15 protein-coding genes are annotated in these 17,569 nt (G+C 67.6%); 10 read left to right on the plus strand and 5 right to left on the minus strand.

Annotated features, from left to right (window positions below; translation table 11 throughout):
• Nucleotides 1-5 precede the first annotated feature (5 nt).
• Complete coding sequence (locus tag H6844_10805) at nt 6-932, minus strand: SMP-30/gluconolactonase/LRE family protein (GenBank protein MCB9929886.1); 927 nt, start codon at nt 930-932, stop codon at nt 6-8.
• A 551-nt stretch (nt 933-1,483) separates the two neighbouring features.
• Between H6844_10805 and H6844_10810 the strand changes: the two genes are divergently transcribed.
• From H6844_10810 to H6844_10840, 7 genes are all read left to right on the plus strand, one after another.
• Nucleotides 1,484-2,482, plus strand: a complete 999-nt coding sequence (locus H6844_10810) for an alpha/beta hydrolase (protein ID MCB9929887.1) — start codon at nt 1,484-1,486, stop codon at nt 2,480-2,482.
• Between the two features lie 57 nt (nt 2,483-2,539).
• A complete protein-coding gene (locus H6844_10815; protein MCB9929888.1) occupies nt 2,540-3,475 on the plus strand; it encodes an alpha/beta hydrolase in 936 nt (311 codons plus the stop codon).
• A 160-nt stretch (nt 3,476-3,635) separates the two neighbouring features.
• A complete protein-coding gene (locus H6844_10820) occupies nt 3,636-4,727 on the plus strand; it encodes a polyamine ABC transporter substrate-binding protein (GenBank protein ID MCB9929889.1) in 1,092 nt (363 codons plus the stop codon).
• A gap of 54 nt (nt 4,728-4,781) precedes the next feature.
• The gene (locus tag H6844_10825; protein ID MCB9929890.1) at nt 4,782-5,867 is read left to right on the plus strand and encodes an ABC transporter ATP-binding protein; all 1,086 of its coding nucleotides are present in this window, start codon (nt 4,782-4,784) and stop codon (nt 5,865-5,867) included.
• Nucleotides 5,864-6,757: an ABC transporter permease subunit gene (locus H6844_10830; protein MCB9929891.1), complete on the plus strand. Its 894-nt coding sequence runs from the start codon at nt 5,864-5,866 to the stop codon at nt 6,755-6,757. Before H6844_10825 ends, H6844_10830 begins: the two co-directional genes overlap by 4 nt.
• The gene (locus H6844_10835) at nt 6,754-7,566 is read left to right on the plus strand and encodes an ABC transporter permease subunit (GenBank protein ID MCB9929892.1); all 813 of its coding nucleotides are present in this window, start codon (nt 6,754-6,756) and stop codon (nt 7,564-7,566) included. Before H6844_10830 ends, H6844_10835 begins: the two co-directional genes overlap by 4 nt.
• Nucleotides 7,559-8,386: an alpha/beta hydrolase gene (locus H6844_10840; GenBank protein MCB9929893.1), complete on the plus strand. Its 828-nt coding sequence runs from the start codon at nt 7,559-7,561 to the stop codon at nt 8,384-8,386. The genes H6844_10835 and H6844_10840 overlap by 8 nt, the downstream gene beginning before the upstream one ends.
• A gap of 218 nt (nt 8,387-8,604) precedes the next feature.
• Here the strand turns inward: H6844_10840 and H6844_10845 are convergent, their stop codons facing one another.
• Nucleotides 8,605-9,027 carry a VOC family protein gene (locus H6844_10845; GenBank protein MCB9929894.1) on the minus strand — a complete coding sequence of 141 codons (423 nt, stop codon included), beginning with the start codon at nt 9,025-9,027 and terminating at the stop codon, nt 8,605-8,607.
• A 121-nt stretch (nt 9,028-9,148) separates the two neighbouring features.
• On the opposite strand from H6844_10845, the gene H6844_10850 reads away from it, so the two are divergent.
• Nucleotides 9,149-10,693: a pentapeptide repeat-containing protein gene (locus H6844_10850; protein ID MCB9929895.1), complete on the plus strand. Its 1,545-nt coding sequence runs from the start codon at nt 9,149-9,151 to the stop codon at nt 10,691-10,693.
• A gap of 466 nt (nt 10,694-11,159) precedes the next feature.
• Here H6844_10850 and H6844_10855 read toward each other — a convergent pair whose 3' ends face one another.
• Complete coding sequence (locus tag H6844_10855) at nt 11,160-12,638, minus strand: FAD-binding protein (GenBank protein MCB9929896.1); 1,479 nt, start codon at nt 12,636-12,638, stop codon at nt 11,160-11,162.
• Nucleotides 12,635-13,600 (minus strand): lactate dehydrogenase, encoded by a 966-nt coding sequence (locus H6844_10860; GenBank protein ID MCB9929897.1) that lies wholly within the window; start codon nt 13,598-13,600, stop codon nt 12,635-12,637. Before H6844_10860 ends, H6844_10855 begins: the two co-directional genes overlap by 4 nt.
• A gap of 91 nt (nt 13,601-13,691) precedes the next feature.
• Here H6844_10860 and H6844_10865 point away from each other — a divergent pair, with 91 nt between their 5' ends.
• Nucleotides 13,692-14,534: an SDR family oxidoreductase gene (locus tag H6844_10865; protein MCB9929898.1), complete on the plus strand. Its 843-nt coding sequence runs from the start codon at nt 13,692-13,694 to the stop codon at nt 14,532-14,534.
• 39 nt (nt 14,535-14,573) lie between these two features.
• Here the strand turns inward: H6844_10865 and H6844_10870 are convergent, their stop codons facing one another.
• A complete protein-coding gene (locus H6844_10870) occupies nt 14,574-15,488 on the minus strand; it encodes an SDR family oxidoreductase (protein ID MCB9929899.1) in 915 nt (304 codons plus the stop codon).
• 131 nt (nt 15,489-15,619) lie between these two features.
• Here H6844_10870 and H6844_10875 point away from each other — a divergent pair, with 131 nt between their 5' ends.
• Nucleotides 15,620-17,563, plus strand: a complete 1,944-nt coding sequence (locus H6844_10875) for an AMP-binding protein (protein ID MCB9929900.1) — start codon at nt 15,620-15,622, stop codon at nt 17,561-17,563.
• The last annotated feature ends 6 nt before the right edge of the window (nt 17,564-17,569 follow it).

The following is a 17,569-nucleotide window of genomic DNA, read 5'->3' on the forward strand; positions in this document are numbered from 1 at the left end:
AACGCTTACTTGTTGAGAAAATTCAGGGCCAGCCCCGGCCGTGGCCATTCCATCGCCACCAGCCGGCCGGTCGAACTGAGCGTGATATAGGCGGTGCGCAGGTCCGGGCCGCCGAAGCAGATATTGGTGGTGGCATGGTCCGGCATCGGCACATGCTCCACCTTGGAGCCGTCCGGCGCGATCACGGTGATGCCGCCATTGTGGATGGTGGCGACGCAGACATTGCCGCCGCCGTCCACCGCCAACGAATCGTACATCTGATAGCCGCCCGGCGCGCAGATCACCCGCCCGGCCTCCTGCCGCGCCGGCACTTTGGGTGCAGCGACCCGCCCCGGCTCCGCCAGCTTGTAGGCCCAGACGCGGCCCGCATGGGTCTCGGCAATGTAAAGCTCGGTCTCGTCGGGCGAGAGGCCGATGCCGTTCGGGTCGTCGAACGGATAGATCGCCTCGACGATGTGCGAGCCATCGGCCTTGGCGTAATAGATGGCGGTCACATCCTTGTCGCGGCGCCGGCGTTTGCCGTGGTCGGTGAACCAGAAGCCGCCGTGGCGGTCGAACACCAGGTCGTTCGGGCCTTTCAGCGGCTCGCCATTGCATTCGGTGTAGAGCACCTCGACCTTGCCGGTCTCCAGGTCGATGCGCTCGATCCGGCCGCCGGAATAGTCGTCCGGCTGGCCGATGGGCAGCAACCGGCCGTCCCGCTCCAGAAAGCGCAGGCCGCCATTGTTGCAGACATAGCATTTGCCGTCCGGCCCGATGGCGGCACCGTTCGGCCCGCCGCCGGGCTCGGCCACCACGGTCTTGGTGCCGTCCGGCGCGACCCGGGTCAGGCGGCCCGCTGCAATTTCCACCAGCACCACGTCGCCGTTCGGCAGCGCAATCGGCCCTTCGGGAAAGCGGAGGCCATCGGTGATGACGCGAAACTCGGGCATGGGTTCGATCCTGGCTCAATCACGGAGCGCCGATTGCACCGCACCCCGAGGCGTTTTGTCCAGTCCGAAAGTCGTAGAAGGATGGAGCGCGCGCCCGCAGGTGCCCTGTTTCCCGGCCGCGCCGGAGCGGTGGGCCGGGACCGGCCGGCTCTCGCGAACGCCGCCTTTGCCCCTGGTCGAAGGCTGCCACCGGCCCGGGACGGCGGCTCCGTCCCCCTCCGCGGAGCGCCGGGCCCGTTATCCCATTGCTGGACGAACCGCCTGGCCTCGCCCATGCTGCCGCCACCGCTTTTCCGGAGGAACCCGCCATGTTCGCCCGCCTTGCCACGGCGCTTCAACACAACCCGGCATTGGCCCGCCGTTGCCGCATGCTGCCCCTCACCATCGGCCTGATCGCGGACGGGGACGCCTGGACGATCACGACCGGTGCGACGCTCGACGTCCGGAAAGGCGCGCCGGCCGATGCGGATTTCGTGCTGTCCGGGTCCGCCTCCGCCTGGCGGGAGTTCGCCAAGCCCGTGCCCGCCATCGGCTTTCAGAGCGTCGTCGGCATGGTCCGGGTCGGCCATCTCGGCCTTGACGGCGAGCTGCTCGCGTTCGCCCGTTCGGAAATCCTGCTGGAACAGCTTTTCGCCTCGCTCCGCGACTCGCCTGCTGCGACGGCACCCCAAACCGTCGGCGAGCCCTGGATTGAGCCCGCCGTCGGCCGCTACCTGCATCTGGATATCGCGGGCCTGCCCCATCGCCTTTACTTCGAGGAAGCCGGCCCGGCGGATGGCGTGCCGCTGCTCTGCCTGCACACCGCCGGCGCCGACGGGCGCCAGTATCGCGGCGTCCTCAACGATCCGCAGGTGACGCGGTCGCACCGCGTCATCGTCTTCGACATGCCCTGGCACGGCAAATCCTCGCCGCCGCCGGGGTTCGAGACCTCGGACTACAAGCTCACCACCGACCTCTATACGGAAATGATCATGGCGGTGGTGCGTGCGCTGAAACTGGACCGCCCCATCGTCATGGGCTGCTCGATTGGCGGGCGTGCGGTCATGCACCTGGCGCTGCGCCATGGCGAGGCGTTCCGCGCGGCCATCGGCCTGCAATCCTCCGCCGCGCCGGATCCCGGCAAGGTCGGCAAGCTCTACGAACTCGCCGCCACCTGGCGCCTCGACGTGCATGGCGGCGAGGCCAGCGCCGGCTCCGTCGCCTGTCTGATGGCGCCCGACGCCCCCGCGGCCGACCGGTGGGAGACGCTGTGGCACTACATGACCGGCGGTCCCGGCATTTTCTATGGCGACGTTCACTATTACAGCGTCGAGGGCCTGATGACCGACGCGGAGGCGGAGGCCCTCCGCGACAGCCCGTGCCCGATCTACATGCTGACCGGGGATTACGACTTGTCGGCCACGCCCGCTCTCAGCCAGGCCCTGGCGGAGCGCATCCGTCCGGCGCATTTCGAGGTGATGCACGGCCTCGGCCATTTCCCGATGTCGGAAAGCCCGGAGCGCTTTCTGTCCTACCTGCGCCCGGTGCTGGACAAGATCGCGGCCGGATAGCACGCTCACTGGCAACCCGCATACCCACCACAGCCCCCACCGGTCGGAGGACTCCCCATGCCCGTCGATCCCCAGATCCAGGCCTTTCTCGACAAGGGCGCCGGCGTGCCCGCCACCCACACCCTGCCGGTGGCGGAGGCGCGCCGGCAGTACAACGGCCGCACCGCCATCATGACCCCCGGCCCGGCCATGGCCCAGGTCGCGGAGCAACATATCGACGGGCCCGGCGGCCAGTTGAAGCTTCGCATCTACACGCCGAAAGGGCAGGGACCGTTCCCGCTGATGGTGTTCTTCCACGGCAGCGGCTTCGTGCTCTGCACGCTGGACACCCATGACGGCATGTGCCGCCATCTGGCCGACGGCATCGGCTGCGTCGTCGTCTCGGTCGACTACCGCCTGGCACCCGAGCACAAATTCCCCGCCGGCCCGGACGACTGCCTCGCCGCCACCCGCTGGGCCGCCGCCAACGCCGCCGCGTTGAACGTCGACGCCGGCCGCATCATGGTGGCCGGCGACAGCGCCGGCGGCAACATGGCGGCGGTGACGGCGCTGCGCGTGCGCGACGAGGGCGGGCCGGCGCTCTGCGGCCAGATGCTGCTCTATCCCGTCACCGACTATCACTCGCCGGGCACGCCGTCTTATGAAGAAAATGCCGACGGCTATGGCCTGACCCGCGCGACCATGGAATGGTTCTGGGACCATTACCTGACCGACCCGTCCGAGGCCGACAGCCCGCTCGCCTCGCCGATGCGGGCCAAGGATCTGAGCCGCCTGCCACCCGCCTACTGCCTCAGCGCGGAATACGACCCGCTGCGCGACGAAGCAGAGCTTTACGGCGAGAAACTGCGCGCCGCCGGGGTGCCGGCGGAGATCACCCGCCGGCCCGGCATGAATCACGGCTTCCTGTTCTGGTGCGGTCAGGTCACCGGCGCCGACGAGGCCATGGCCCATGCCTGCGCCTGGGGGCGCCGCATCTTCGCCGCTTCCGCCTGAGCGGCGCGGCTGCCCTCGGCCGGATCGGTGCCCGTCACGGATGTCGCGGGGCCGAGACGGCCGTTGACAGGCGCGCCCTATCGCCCGATGTGTGCGCGCAAATTCCGGTCTGGCCTGCCGCGAGGGCGTGGCGGGCCTCCGGCCGAACGAGGTCGATGCCATGCGCAACCTGCTCGCCGCTGCCGTTCTCGCCCTTGCCGTCGCCGCGCCTGCGCTGGCCGCGGAAGAGAAGGTCCTGAACGTCTACAACTGGTCCGACTATATCGCCGAGGACACGCTGGAGCGGTTCACGGCCGAGACCGGGATCAAGGTCAATTACGACGTCTACGACTCGAACGAGGTGCTGGAGGCCAAGCTGATGGCCGGCTCCTCCGGCTATGACGTGGTGTTCCCGTCCGCCTCGCCGTTTCTGGGGCGGCACGTTCTCTCGGGCATCTATCTGACGCTCGACCGTTCGAAGCTGCCGAACTGGAAGAACCTGACCCCGTCGGTGCTGAAGGCGTTGCGCGCCAGCGATCCGGACAACGCGCATGCGGTGCCCTACATGATCGCCGGCACCGGCATCGGCTACAACGCCGCCAAGGTGGCCGAGGTCGCCCCCGGCGCGCCGACCGATAGCTGGGCGCTGCTGTTCGACCCGATCTGGGCCGCCAAGCTGCAAGCCTGCGGCATCACCCTGCTGGACGATCCGAACGAGGTGTTCGCCGCCGCCTTCGCCTATCTGGGCATCGACCCGGCCACCGAGTCCCGCGAGGACCTGGACAAGGCCGAGGCGCTGCTGGACAAGGTGCGGCCCTATATCAAGTATTTCCACTCCTCCACCTATATCAACGACCTGGCGAACGGTGACGTCTGCGTTTCCCACGGCTATGGCGGCGACCTGGTCCAGGCCCGCGACCGTGCGGCCGAGGCGGGGCAGGGGGTCGACGTCAAGGTCTACCTGCCAAAGGAGGGCGCCCAGGCGGTGATCGACGTCATGGCGATCCCGGCGGACGCGAAACATCCCGACAACGCCTATGCCTTCCTCAACTTCATGATGCGGCCGGACGTGGTTGGGCCGATCACCAACGCCGTCGGCTATGCCAATGCCGTGGAGGGCGCGGACAAATACGTGACGCCGGACCGCCTCGCCGACCCGGTTATCTATCCCAGCACCGAGACGCGCGAACGGCTGTTCGTGGTGCCGCTGAAATCGCCCACCTACAACCGCCTGCGCACCCGCACCTGGACGCGCATCAAGACGGGCCAGTAGGCGGTGACGGGACCGGCGGCGCGACACGGACCGGTGCCCGGCGCCGCCCCGCCCATGCTGGAACTCCGGGCCGCGAGCCGCCGCTTCGGCGACACGCTGGCGGTGGATGTCGTCGACCTCGCCATCGGACGCGGCGAGTTCTTTGCGCTGCTGGGCGAGTCCGGCTGCGGCAAGACCACCCTGCTGCGCATGATCGCCGGTTTCGAAATCCCAGACGAGGGCCGCGTCCTGATCGACGGCCAGGACATGACCGCCGTGCCGCCCTATGAGCGGCCGGTGAATATGGTGTTCCAGTCCTACGCCCTGTTCCCGCACATGACCGTCGCCCAGAACGTCGCCTACGGCCTGAAGCAGGAGGGCATGGCGCGGTCCGAGCGCGACGACCGGGTGGCCGACGTGCTGGCGCTGGTCGAGCTCTCGGACCTTGCCCGGCGCAAGCCGCACCAACTGTCCGGCGGCCAGCGCCAGCGGGTCGCCCTGGCGCGCGGTCTCGCCAAGCGCCCGAAAATCCTACTGCTGGACGAACCCCTCGGCGCACTCGACCGCAAGCTGCGCGAGCGCACCCAGTTCGAACTGGTGAATTTGCAGGAGAGCACCGGCATCACCTTCATCCTCGTCACGCACGACCAGGAGGAGGCCATGACCATGTCCGACCGCATCGCCGTCATGCGCGCCGGCCGCATCCACCAGACCGGCGCGCCGCGCGAGGTCTACGAATATCCCGCCTCCCGCTTCGTCGCCGACTTCATCGGCAGCGCCAACCTGCTGGCGGGAGAGATCGCCGCGCGCGACGGCGACCGGGTTCGGGTGCGCCTGGCCGCGGCCGATGCGGTTGTCAGCGTGGAAGCCCCCGACATCCCCGACGCGCCGCCGCCCGGCACCGCCGTCACCGTTCTCATCCGCCCGGAAAAGCTGGAGGCGCGGCGCGAGGCCGACGGCGGCCCGAACCACCTCACGGGCACCGTCGAGAACATCGCCTATCTGGGCGACCTCTCCATCTATCATGTCCGCATCGCAGAGCAGGTGCGGGTGCAGGTCACCATGGCCAACCGCCGCCACCGGGCCGAGCGGCCCTTCACCTGGGGCGACACCGTCCATCTCGCCTGGCATCCCGGCGACGCGGTGATCCTGACCCGATGAGCGGCCCCCTCCGCCTCCGCGGCGCCTGGGGGAGGCGCCTGGTCACGGCGGTGCCGTTCCTCTGGCTGGCGGTGTTTTTTCTGGCGCCGTTCGCCATCGTCTTCGCCATCTCGCTCAGCCGCTCCCGCTTCGGCGTGCCGCCCTATGAGCCGTTGTTGCAAGACGGCGCTTTTGCCGGGCGCCTCGACAACTACGCCTTCCTGCTGGACGACCCGCTCTATCTCACGGCGCTCGTCAACTCGATCCGGATCGCTGCCACGTGCGCCGCCATCGCGCTGGCGATCGGCTACCCGATGGCGCTGGCCATCGCCCGCGCGCCCGGGCGCTGGCGCACGCCCCTGCTGCTGGCCATCGTGCTGCCGTTCTGGACCTCGTTCCTGATCCGCGTCTACGCCTGGATGGGCCTGTTGAAAAACGAGGGCCTGGTCAACGCCGCCCTCCAGGGCCTCGGCCTGACCGACCAGCCCTTGCAACTCCTGCAGACCGGCTTCGCCGTGCATCTGGGCATCGTCTATTCCTACCTGCCCTTCATGGTCCTGCCGCTCTACGCCACGCTGGAGCGCCAGGATCTGAGCCTGCTGGAGGCCGCCGCCGACCTGGGCGCCCGGCCCTGGCGCGCCTTTCTCACCATCACCCTGCCGCTGTCGCTGCCGGGCGTGCTCGCCGGCTGCCTGCTGGTGTTCATCCCGGCCGTCGGCGAGTTCGTCATTCCGGAACTGCTCGGCTCGTCCCGCACCATCATGATCGGCAAGGTGCTCTGGACCGAGTTCTTCAACAACCGCGACTGGCCGCTGGCGAGCGCACTGGCCGTCGCCATGCTGCTGCTGATCGTGGCCCCGCTCGCCTGGCTGGAGCATCTGCGCGTCCGCCGCGCGGAGAGCGCCCGATGAGCCGGCTCTCGCCCTGGCTCGTGGCGGCGCTCTCGGCCGGCTACCTCTTCCTCTATGCGCCGATCCTGATCCTGGTGGTCTACTCGTTCAACGCCTCCAGGCTGGTGACGGTCTGGGGCGGCTGGTCGGCCAAGTGGTATGGCGAACTGCTCCACAACGACAAGCTGCTGGAGGCCGCCGCGCTCAGCGTCCGCATCGCCGCGGTTTCGGCCACCGGCGCCGTCGTGCTCGGCACGCTCGCCGCCATCGCGCTGGTGCGCTTCGGGCGCTTCCGCGGCCGGCTCTTGTTCTCCGCCATGACCACCGCCCCCCTGGTCATGCCGGAGGTGATCACCGGCCTCTCGCTGTTGCTGCTGTTCGTGGCGCTGCAACAGGCGACCGGCTGGCCGGACGGGCGCAGCGCGCTCACCATCGCCATTGCCCACACCACCTTTGCCACCGCCTATGTCTCGGTGGTGGTGCAGGCGCGCCTGGGCCAGATGGACCGGAGCCTGGAGGAAGCCGCCCTCGACCTGGGCGCCAGGCCGTTCACCGTGTTCCGGACCGTGACCCTTCCGCTGATCGCGCCCTCGCTGGTGGCGGGCTGGCTGCTGGCCTTCACCCTCTCGCTCGACGACCTGGTGGTGGCGAGCTTCGTCTCCGGCCCCGGCGCGACCACGCTACCCATGGTGGTGTTCTCCAGCGTCCGCCTGGGCCTCAGCCCCGAAATCAACGCGCTGGCGACGATCCTGCTGGTCGCGGTCGCCAGCGGTGTTATCGTAGCCGGCCTGCTGATGGCCCGCACGCGCAAGGAGAAACGGGATGGCTGAGCGGTACGGACTGATCGTCGAGGATGTGGAATACGCCCGGCCCGGCGGCGTGCCCCTGCTCGCCCGCCTCTATCGCCCGCAGGGGAAGGGGCCGTTCCCCGGCGTGGTCGAGGTGCATGGCGGCGCCTGGACCGGCAATGACCGCTTCACCAACACGCCCATCAACCAGCCGCTGGCCGAGACCGGCGTCGTCGTCATGGCCATCGACTTCCGCATGCCGCCGGTGGCGCAATACCCGGCCTCGCTCGCGGACATCAACCTGGCGGTGCGCTGGCTGAAGGTGAATGCGGCGCGCCTGGGCGTCGATGCGGCCAAGGTCGGCCTGCTGGGCACGTCGAGCGGCGGCCACCAGGCCATGCTCGCCGCCATGCGCCCGCACGACCCGCGCTACACGAGCCACGCCTTGGAGGGGCGCGCCGACGCCTCCGTCGGCTATGTCGCGATGTGCTGGCCGGTGGCGGACCCGCTCGCCCGCTACGAGATGGTGCAGGCCAACGGCAACGAGCGCCTGGTCGCCGCCCACGACGCCTACTGGCCCGACGCCGCCGCCATGGACGAGGGCTCGCCCCAGCGCATCCTGGGGCGCGGCGAGGACGTGGCCAGGCCGCCGGCCCTGCTGATCGTCGGCACCGCGGACGACAATCTGGGCCCGACCATGGCCCCCCGCTTTGCCGAGACCTACCGCGCCGCCGGCGGCGAACTGCAATACGAGGAATTTCCCGGCGCGCCCCATGCCTTCATCGGCAAGGACCCACAGGCGGAGATCGCCCGCCGCGCCATCGCCCTGATCCTGGACTTCGTCCACGCCCAAACGCGCTGAGGGGCGCGGCCACCGCGCCTCCCTCGATACGCCGGCTTCGCCGTCTACTCGGGATGAGGCAAAAGCCGGGAAGATGCCAGCCCCTCCATTTTCCTCCCCACCTCTCCCGCGCAGGCGGGAGCAAGTGATGGGACAAGCCTCTCCGGCCTCCTCCCCAGCTTTTCCGGACGGCGCGAGCGCGCCGATCCGGGACCTCCTTCCCAGCCGGCCTCTCCCTCCTACCGCTGCACCAGCTCGATGCTCACCCCGTCCGGCGCGGCGATGAAGCAGAGCTTCAGCCCGGTCGGGTTGACCTTCAGCGGCACGGAGAATCGCACGCCCTTCGCCTCCAGCTCCCGGCAATAGGCTTCCAGGTCGCCGTTGTAGGTGTAGCCGATATGGTCCGCGCCCCAGCGGTTGTGGCTGGAGAAATCGCCATAGTCGCGAAAGGCATCGGGCGCTTCCGGCGCCTCGCCGGCGCGCTGTCCGCGCACCAGCACGGTCATGCCGCCCAGCGAGACGAAAATCTGCGGCGCGCCGCGCACCATGGTGTCCTTCACGATCTCCGCCCCCAGCTTCTCCACATACCAGTTGGCGGTGGCGTGCGGGTCGGCGGCGATCACGTGCACATGGTCGAAACTGAGGGCAGGGTTGGGCGCCATGGCGGAGTTTCCTCGGGGCTGGTGTTTCGGTTGCCCCCAAGCCTAGCACGCACCCCCGCCGGTTGACGACGCCCGAACCGCCGGGCGTAATGGCGGCCACCACGAGCGCGGGAGGCAGGGCGTGAACGACAATGGCGAATGGTCGGTCTGGAAGACCCTGCTGCTGGGCACGGTCGGGGTCGTTGTGGCCTTCTCCCTCGTCCATTGGCTCGCCCCCGTCCTGGTCGAGTGCCCGCCATTCAATCCGAAGGACCCCGCCAGCAAGGTCTCGGCCACCGCCTGCTCGGAGATCGTGCGCAACAACGGCCTGGCGGTGGCGGGCCTGTTCGCAGGCCTGGTCGGCCTCGTCGCCCTCTATTTCAATGCCCGGCGCACCCACACCGACCGCCTGCGCCTCACCAACGACACCTATGTGAAAGCCATCGAGCAACTGGCCAGCGACTCGATGGAGGTCCGCATCGGCGGCATGTATGCGCTGGAGCAAATTGCAAAGGACGAGCAACGCTACCACTGGCCGGTCATCGAAACCCTCTCCGCCTACATCCGGGAGCGCGCGCCCTGGCCGGAGAGAGGCCCGGAGGAGGCAAAGGGGCTGGATGCGGTGGCCGCGGCTATCGCCGTGGTTGGCGATCAAATGGTGGAGCGCCTGCCACAACCGGACCATGCCACCGCTGGACTGAGCCCCCCGCGACCCACCGCCATTCCTCTCTTTCCCTCTCAGCCTGAGGTGCGAGCGAAGCGAACCTCGAAGGCCCTGGACGCTACCGATACGAGGCAGCTGTCGGACGAAACACCCGCCCCCGTGCCGATCCGGGCCCCGACCGACATCCAAACCGCCCTGACCATCATCGGCCACCGCTCGAAACGCTGGCGCGAGGCCCGGAGGCCTCAATTTGCGGCGGTGGCTGACCGTTCGGCCCAGATTCTCCAGTGTTGGGGAGAAAGCCGCCTTGGCAAAGTCCCGCACATTCGCTCTGCGGTCGCGTGGATGCGAAAGATGCTGAGCGTTCACGCGTCGAAAACGATTGGTGGCGAACCCCGGCAGATTGACTTGCGCTGCTCTGATTTGCGGCGCACCGATCTAAGCGGGTCAAACTTCGCTCGCACACTTTTCTGTAAAGCCAATCTGACTTCGGCGATTATGGACAATGCCACGTTGATCCGAGCTAATTTCGAAGGAGCTATCCTTGACCACACTCGATTTGATAATGCGGATATTCGGCATTCGAATATTTGGGGAACGTCCATGAAAGATGTATTTTCACATTCATTTCGTATAGATTCCGCAATTATAGTGGAATCAACTTTGGAGAACAGCAAATTTTTATCTGCAAATATGAAAAATATTTTCATCAGAAATAGTAATTTAAGAAATATATTGTGTGATTCATGTGATTTGGAAGGCTCTCAAATTTGGGATAGCAACATGAATAATGCCAATATGTCAAAATCCAATTTATGTAAGGCAAAATTGATGGGCATAGATTTCAGTCACTCCTATTTGGGAGAGGTGGATTTTCGCAATGCCGAACTTTTATCTGTAATTTTGGAGTTTTCTCAATTACATCGAGCAAAATTTTCCTCGAACCTAAAGGACACCGGTGTTTATTGGGATGACAGATTTCCGCCCGCGGGCCTCGATACCGTCATCATTGAACCTGATTAACCCACCCGCCGTCATTGCGAGGACGCGGAGCGGACGAAGCAATCCAGCACTGCCGAACCTCGCGGCGAGCCTTCTGGATGGCTTCGTCGCCGACGGCTCCTCGCCATGACGCCTTGGCGGGTGAGGGGACGTACGCACTTGGCGAAAGTTACGGTACTCGGTTGATTCATATAACATAATATGTTATGCACGCTAAATGTGCCACCAGCCGAATGTTCACAAATATTAAGGTTTGCTCACATTCGTTAAGGTCTTTGCCGCCCCCCAATCTTCCAGCCCCACCACCTCCCACCCCGCTTCATCCCGAGTAGCCCCGCCAGGGGCGTATCGAGGGGTGGTGGCGGCTCTCCGCGGCATCCTTCGATACGCCGGCCTTGCCGGCACCTCAGGATGAAAGCGGGAGAGGGATGGCGTCAGGAGGCTGGGCCACGCGGGCAGGGCCGCGAGGCGCTCGCCGGCAACCCGCCTACCCCCAGGCCTGCAACCCCGCCGCGTTCCGCCCGGCGATGCGGCCGAACGCCAGGCACTCGCCGATATTGCCGGTGCCCTGGTAGAGGTAGGAGTAGATCGAGCCCAACTCCCCCGCCGAGTACAGCCGCCCGATCGCCTCGCCCGAGGGCCGCACGATCTCCGCCCGCTCGTTCCGGCGCGGGCCGCCCTGGGTGTTCAGCATGGAGGGGGAGAGTTCCACCGCGTAATACGGCCCCGGCCCGAACGCCTCCAGCATCAGCGTCCGGCCGAACTCCGCATCCGCGCCCGCCGCGACGCCGGCATTCCAGCGCGCGACCGAGTCCTCCAGCGCCGCCGCGTCCAGCCCGCAGAGCCCCGCCAAGTCGGCCAGGGTCTCGGCTTTCATGACCCAGCCCTTCGCCACCTCGGCCGAGTTGTCGGCGCTCCATTCCGGCTGTTCGACGATCTGGGTCCAGCCATGGCTCGGATGCCCGTCGTAGAGCGGCCCGGCCGCAAAATTGGCCTGGTCGACGATCATGTACATCGGGCAGGGCGTCGCCAGCGGCAGCCAGACCCCGTTCTTCGGCACCTTGCCGTGGCGGGTCTTGTACTTCTCGTCGCAGAAGCGCCGCCCGTCCGGCCCGACCACGATCATGCCGCCCGGCACGCTCTTGGAATAATGCAGGTTCTGCATCGACAAAGACGTCGGCACCTCCGGCACTTTCAGCGCCATGCTCGGCCCCGCCACATTGTTCATGTGCCAGAGGTCCGCGCCGACGGAGAGCCCCATGGTCACGCCGTCGCCGGTGTTGTACGGGCTGCCGGACGTGTAGCAATAGGGCAGGCCCGGCAGGTAGTTGCGGATCATCTCCTGGTTGTTCTCGAAGCCGCCGCAGGTCAGGATCACCGCCTTGCGCGCCTTCACCGCCAGCCGCGAGCCGTCCGCCCGCTGCGCGAGCACGCCGCGGATCTCGCCGCCGGCCCCGTCCTGGATCAGCTCCCGGCCCGGCGTCTCGAACTCCACCCGGATCGGCCGCTCGCGCACCAGGCTCTCGAACCGCTTCCAGGTCAGCGAGTAGCCGTATTGCGGCCCGTCGTGGAATTTGTGGGTCGAGAACGCCCCCGGCAGGTCCGGAAACTCGATGCCGACCGGCTGGTGCTGGTGCTCCTGCGGGTCCGCGCCCAGGCTGGCGAGCCAGTCATTGTTGCGGCACATCTCGTCCGCCCAGACCAGCACCATGTCCTCCGGCACCGCATAAAGGCCGCAGAGCGCGCGCAGATACTTCGCCGCCTCGACCGGGTCGGAGGTGTTGAGATAGCCCTGGCCGGCGACCTTGGTGTTGCCGCCGTGCTGGCCCTCCGGCGCCTTCTCCAGGATCAGCACGTCCGCGCCGGCCTCGTGCGCGGCGACCGAGGCGGCAAAGCCCGCCCCGCCGAAGCCGACCACCACCACGTCGGCTTCCAGATCCCAATGGCTCGGCGGATTGAGGCTCACGGCAGCAACTCCGGCACGATCCAGAGGGGAGCCTCGCCGCGCGCGACCCGCTGCACGTTGTCGAAGGCGTTGCGCACCCGCGCGGTCTGGCTCTCGAAGGTCGGCCCGGCCAGATGCGCCGTCAGCACCACATTGTCGAGCGCGAACAGCGGGTTGTCCTTCGGCGGCGGCTCCTGGTCGAACACGTCCAGCCCCGCTCCCCAGATGGTGCCGTCGGAGAGCGCCCGCACCAGTGCCGCCTCGTCCACCACCGGCCCGCGCGCGGTGTTGACCAGCACGGCGGACGGCTTCATCAGCGCCAGTTCCTCGGCGCCGATCAGATGGCGCGTCGAGTCGTTCAGCGGCGTGTGCAGCGAGACCACGTCGGCCTCGCGCAGCAGTTCGCGCAGCAGCCGGAAGCGCACGTTCAGCGCGTCCTCCTCGTCCTCACGCAGGCGGGCGATGTCGTAATAGATCACGCGCATGCCAAAGGCCTGGGCCAGCCGCGCCGTCTTCTTGCCGATGGTCCCCAGGCCGACAATGCCCATGGTGCGGTTGCGCACCTCGTGCACCCTGGGCGTCTGGTTGCCGCGCCAGTTGCCGGCGGACACGCTGCGGTGCTGGTTCACCAACTGGCGCGAGACCGCCAGCGCCAGCAGCATGGCGTGCTCGGACACGGCCACCGAATTGGCGCCGCCATTGTTGCAGACCGGCACGCCGGCGGCCCGCGCCGCCTCCAGGTCGGCCTGGTCGTAGCCGGCGGACAGGAGCTGCACCAGCTTCAGCTTCGGCCCGGTCATGAACAATTCCCGGTCCACCAGCATGTCGACGAAGCCGACCAGGAATTCGGCCCGGGCCATGGCATCGCGGTATTCCGCGCTGCGGGCCGGCACGATTTGCAGGTCGAAGCCGCTGGGCGCCATCTCGCGCGCAGCGTCGGCGGCGTCCGGGAAGTTGGTGACGAAGACGATCCGGGGGTCCATCGGTCGATCCGCTTCTATTGGCGTTGGGCGTTGCTTACTGATAGCGTCCTATCGAACCAGCCCGCAACTCGGAATGCCGGAGGAGCCCGCCATGAACCCGTCCCAGAAGCCCGTTTGCGTCGTCATCGGCGCCACCTCCAAATGGCAGTCCGACGGCCGCCAGACCCATCTGATCCACGGCCAGGGGGTCGACGACAGCCATCTGCCCGTGGGCGTGCGCTGGGGCGTCGGCGGGGCGCTGGCGCAGAAATTCGCGGCCGAAGGCTTCTTCACCGTCGTCACCACCCGCACCGCCTCGAACGCCTCCCGCCTGGAAGAGGCGATCCGCCACCAGGGCAACGAATGCATGACGGTGGAACTGGATCTGTCCTCGGAAGACTCGGTCAAATCCGCCTTCGCCCGCATCCGCGACGAGGCCGGCGATCCGGAAGTGCTGGTCTACAATGCCGGCTACAATGACGGCCGCGAACTGCCGGACGGCATGGACCTGCTGGAATACATCCCGACCGATCTGTTCGACCGCACCCAGCATGTCGCCTGCCGCGGTCCGTTCCTGGTCGCGAAGGAGGTGTTGCCGTCCATGCGCCAGCGCGGCCATGGCTCGTTCCTGATTTCGAACAATTCCAGCTCGCTGCGCGGCCGCAAGCGCGAGACCGGCCAGTCGCTCTACTATCCCCGCGTGATGATGCGCACGCTGGCCGAGGTGCTGACCGAGGAATATTCCGAGCACGGCGTGCACGTCGCCAATGTGGTCATCGACGGCCTGATCGACTCCCCCGGCACGCGCGCCATGAAGCGGGCGCAGGACAATCCGGATATGGTCATCAACCCCATGGCCATCGCCGACGCCTTCTTCTACCTGCACACCCAGGACCGTTCGGTCTGGACGCACGAAATGCAACTGACCCCGCACGTGACCAAGCCCAGCCATTGAGGCCGGGCTGTCCGGAGCGCGAGGGCAGGGGCGGTCGGCTCAGATCGGGTCCCAGCCCAGCACCTCGGCGGAGTTCTGCATGCTGGTGAAGGCCGGGCGCATGGCGGGGATGGCCTGCTCGTGCACCGCCATCGGCGTCCAGCCCTCGGCGCGATGGACCGAGCGCACGATCCGGCTCTGGTTGTAGAGATAGATCTCGTTCAGGCGGCAGCCGAAGATCTGGCCGGTGATGTCGCGGGCCAGGTCGGACATCAGATAGACCGTCAGCGCCGCGATCTTGGCCGGCTGCATCTGCTGCTGGCGGGCGACGCGTTGCCGTTCCTCCGGCGTGCGCGCGACCATGGTGGAGGCCATGCGGCTCCAGGCATGCGGCGCCATGCAGTTGGAGCGCACGCCAAAGCGCTGCATGTCCATGGCGATGCCGCGCGAGAGGCCGGCAATGCCCATCTTCGCCGCCGCATAGTTCGCCATGCCGTGATAGCCGATCAGGCCGGCGGTCGACGTGGTGTGCACATAGGCGCCGCTTTCCTGCGCGCGGAAATGGTCGGCGGCGGCGCGGGAGACGTTGAACGTGCCTTTCAGGTGCACGGCGACGACCAGGTCGAAGTCTTCCTCCGTCATCTTGTGAAAGAAGCCGTCGCGGGCGATGCCGGCGATGTTGGCGACGCCGTCGATGCGCCCGAACGCGTCGACCGCCTGGGCCACCATGGCCCTGGCGTCGGCGAACGAGGAGACGTCGCCGCCATTGGCCGCGGCCCGGCCGCCGTCCTCGCGGATTTGCCGGGCGACGGCCTCGGCGGCGGCGCTGTCGCGGCCCTCGCCGGCGGTGGAGGCGCCCAGGTCGTTGACCAGGACGGCCGCGCCCTCGCGGGCGGCGAGCAGGGCGATGTCCTTGCCGATGCCGTGACCGGCGCCGGTGACGAGGACGGTCTTGCCGTCGAGAATACCGGGCATGGGCGAACCTCCGAGAATATTGCTTTGGGAGATGCTATCGTGCGGGATCGGGGCTGCCAAATGCGATTGAATTCGAGGGGGCGCTTCGTTCACACTGACTTAGGGACGGAGAACACGAAAGGGGAGTTCCGTTGACCGAGCCTGAGGCGATCTGGCAACCGACGCCCGACGTCGTTGCCGAGGCGAACCTGACCCGGTTCATCCGGGCTTGCGGCCAGCCGGACTATCGAAGCCTGCTCGACTGGTCGGTGGCCGAGCCGGAGGCCTTCTATCGCGCCCTGCTGGATCACATCGGCTACCGCTTCTTCAAGCCCTTCTCCCGCGCCTACGACATCGGCCAGGGGCCGGAATGGCCGCGCTGGTGCGTGGATGGCGAGACCAACATCGCCCTCAACTGCCTCGACAAATGGCAGGGCACGGCGACCTGGGAGAAGCCGGCGCTGGAATGGATCGGCGAGGACGGCAGCGAGCTTACCTGGACCTATGCCGACCTGGACGTGGAAGTGAGGCGGCTGGCGGCGGGCCTCCGGCGCCTCGGCATCGGGCCGGGGGACGTGGTGGCGATCTACCTGCCGAACCTGCCGGAGGCCGCCGTCGCCCTGCTGGCCGTGCCCAAGATCGGCGGCATCGTGCTGCCACTGTTTTCCGGCTTCGGCGAGGACGCGGTCGCCGCCCGTCTGATCGATGCGGAGGCCAAGGCCATCATCACCGTCGACGGTTCCTACCGCCGGGGCCGCGTGGTGGCGGCCAAGCCCGTGGTGGACGCCATCCGCCCGCGTGTGCCGAGCCTCGAACACGTCATCGTCTGCCACCGCGTCGCGGTCGAAAGCGCGTGGACCGACGGTGTCGACCACCGCTGGGCCGACGTCACCGCTTCCCAGTCCGGCGACGACGACAGCACCGCCTCCGTCGCCGCGGACTCGCCCTATCTGCTGATCTACACCTCCGGCACCACCGGCAAGCCCAAGGGCGTGGTGCACACCCATTGCAGCTTCCCGCCGAAACTGGTGCTGGACCTCGGCATCTGCATGGACTTCAAGCCCGCGGACCGCATTCTCTGGATGTCGGACATGGGCTGGCTGGTCGGGCCGCTGCTGGTCTATGGCGCGACACTGATGGGCGGCACCATCATCCTGCCGGAAGGCACGCCCGACTATCCGGTGGCGGACCGGCTCTGGCGCATCGCGGCGGAAAAGCGGGTGTCCTATCTGGGCGTGGCGCCGACAATGGCGCGCAGCTTCATGGCCGACCCCGGCTTCGATGCCTCCCGCTACGACCTCTCGGCCCTGCGGATCTTCGTCTCGACCGGCGAGGCGTGGACGCCCGAAGCCTGGCGCTGGCTGTTCGAGACCATTGGCGGCGGCCGTCTGCCCATCGTCAACTTCTCCGGCGGCACCGAGATGTGCGGCATTCTGAGTTCGGTCGTGACCGAGCCGATCAAGGCCTGCTCCTTCACCGCGCCCGTGCCCGGCACCGCCGCCGCCGTGTTCGACGAGGCGGGGCGGGAGGCCGGCCCCGGCGAGGTCGGCGAACTGGTGATGCGGCGCGCGCCCATCGGCCTGACCCAGGGGCTGTGGCGCGACCGGGAGCGCTATCTCGACGGCTATTGGTCGACCTGGCCGGGCGTCTGGCATCACGGCGACTTCGCCCGGCGCGACGCGGACGGCTTCTACTATATTCTGGGCCGCTCCGACGACACGCTGAAAATCGCCGGCAAGCGCACCGGCCCCTCGGAAATCGAGGCGTTGCTGCTGGAAACCCATCTGGTCAGGGAGGCCGCGGCCATCGGCGTGCCGGACCCGATCAAGGGCACGGCCATCGTCTGCGCCTGCGTCCTGCGCGAGGGCGTCAATGATCGCGCCGCCGCCGAGGCGCTGGTGGCGGCGGTGGTGAAGGGCCTGGGGACGCCGTTCCGGCCCAAGGACGTGCTGTTCTGCCCGGACCTGCCCAAGACCCGCAACATGAAGATCATGCGCCGGGTCATCCGTGCCGCCTATCTGGGCCTCGACCCCGGCGACCTCAGCTCGCTGGTCAATCCCGAGGCGATTGAAAGCATTAAAAGAAAAACGGCCTGACCTCGT

Source organism: Alphaproteobacteria bacterium (assembly GCA_020638555.1).
GTDB lineage: Bacteria > Pseudomonadota > Alphaproteobacteria > Bin95 > Bin95 > JACKII01.

Excerpts from the sequence above, each read along its gene's own strand:
- H6844_10805 (MCB9929886.1), bottom strand. The coding sequence starts at position 932 with ATGCCCGAGTTTCGCGTCATCACCGATGGCCTCCGCTTTCCCGAAGGG.
- H6844_10810 (MCB9929887.1), top strand. The coding sequence starts at position 1,484 with ATGGTCCGGGTCGGCCATCTCGGCCTTGACGGCGAGCTGCTCGCGTTC.
- H6844_10815 (MCB9929888.1), top strand. The coding sequence starts at position 2,540 with ATGCCCGTCGATCCCCAGATCCAGGCCTTTCTCGACAAGGGCGCCGGC.
- H6844_10820 (MCB9929889.1), top strand. The coding sequence starts at position 3,636 with ATGCGCAACCTGCTCGCCGCTGCCGTTCTCGCCCTTGCCGTCGCCGCG.
- H6844_10825 (MCB9929890.1), top strand. The coding sequence starts at position 4,782 with ATGCTGGAACTCCGGGCCGCGAGCCGCCGCTTCGGCGACACGCTGGCG.
- H6844_10830 (MCB9929891.1), top strand. The coding sequence starts at position 5,864 with ATGAGCGGCCCCCTCCGCCTCCGCGGCGCCTGGGGGAGGCGCCTGGTC.
- H6844_10835 (MCB9929892.1), top strand. The coding sequence starts at position 6,754 with ATGAGCCGGCTCTCGCCCTGGCTCGTGGCGGCGCTCTCGGCCGGCTAC.
- H6844_10840 (MCB9929893.1), top strand. The coding sequence starts at position 7,559 with ATGGCTGAGCGGTACGGACTGATCGTCGAGGATGTGGAATACGCCCGG.
- H6844_10845 (MCB9929894.1), bottom strand. The coding sequence starts at position 9,027 with ATGGCGCCCAACCCTGCCCTCAGTTTCGACCATGTGCACGTGATCGCC.
- H6844_10860 (MCB9929897.1), bottom strand. The coding sequence starts at position 13,600 with ATGGACCCCCGGATCGTCTTCGTCACCAACTTCCCGGACGCCGCCGAC.
- H6844_10865 (MCB9929898.1), top strand. The coding sequence starts at position 13,692 with ATGAACCCGTCCCAGAAGCCCGTTTGCGTCGTCATCGGCGCCACCTCC.
- H6844_10870 (MCB9929899.1), bottom strand. The coding sequence starts at position 15,488 with ATGCCCGGTATTCTCGACGGCAAGACCGTCCTCGTCACCGGCGCCGGT.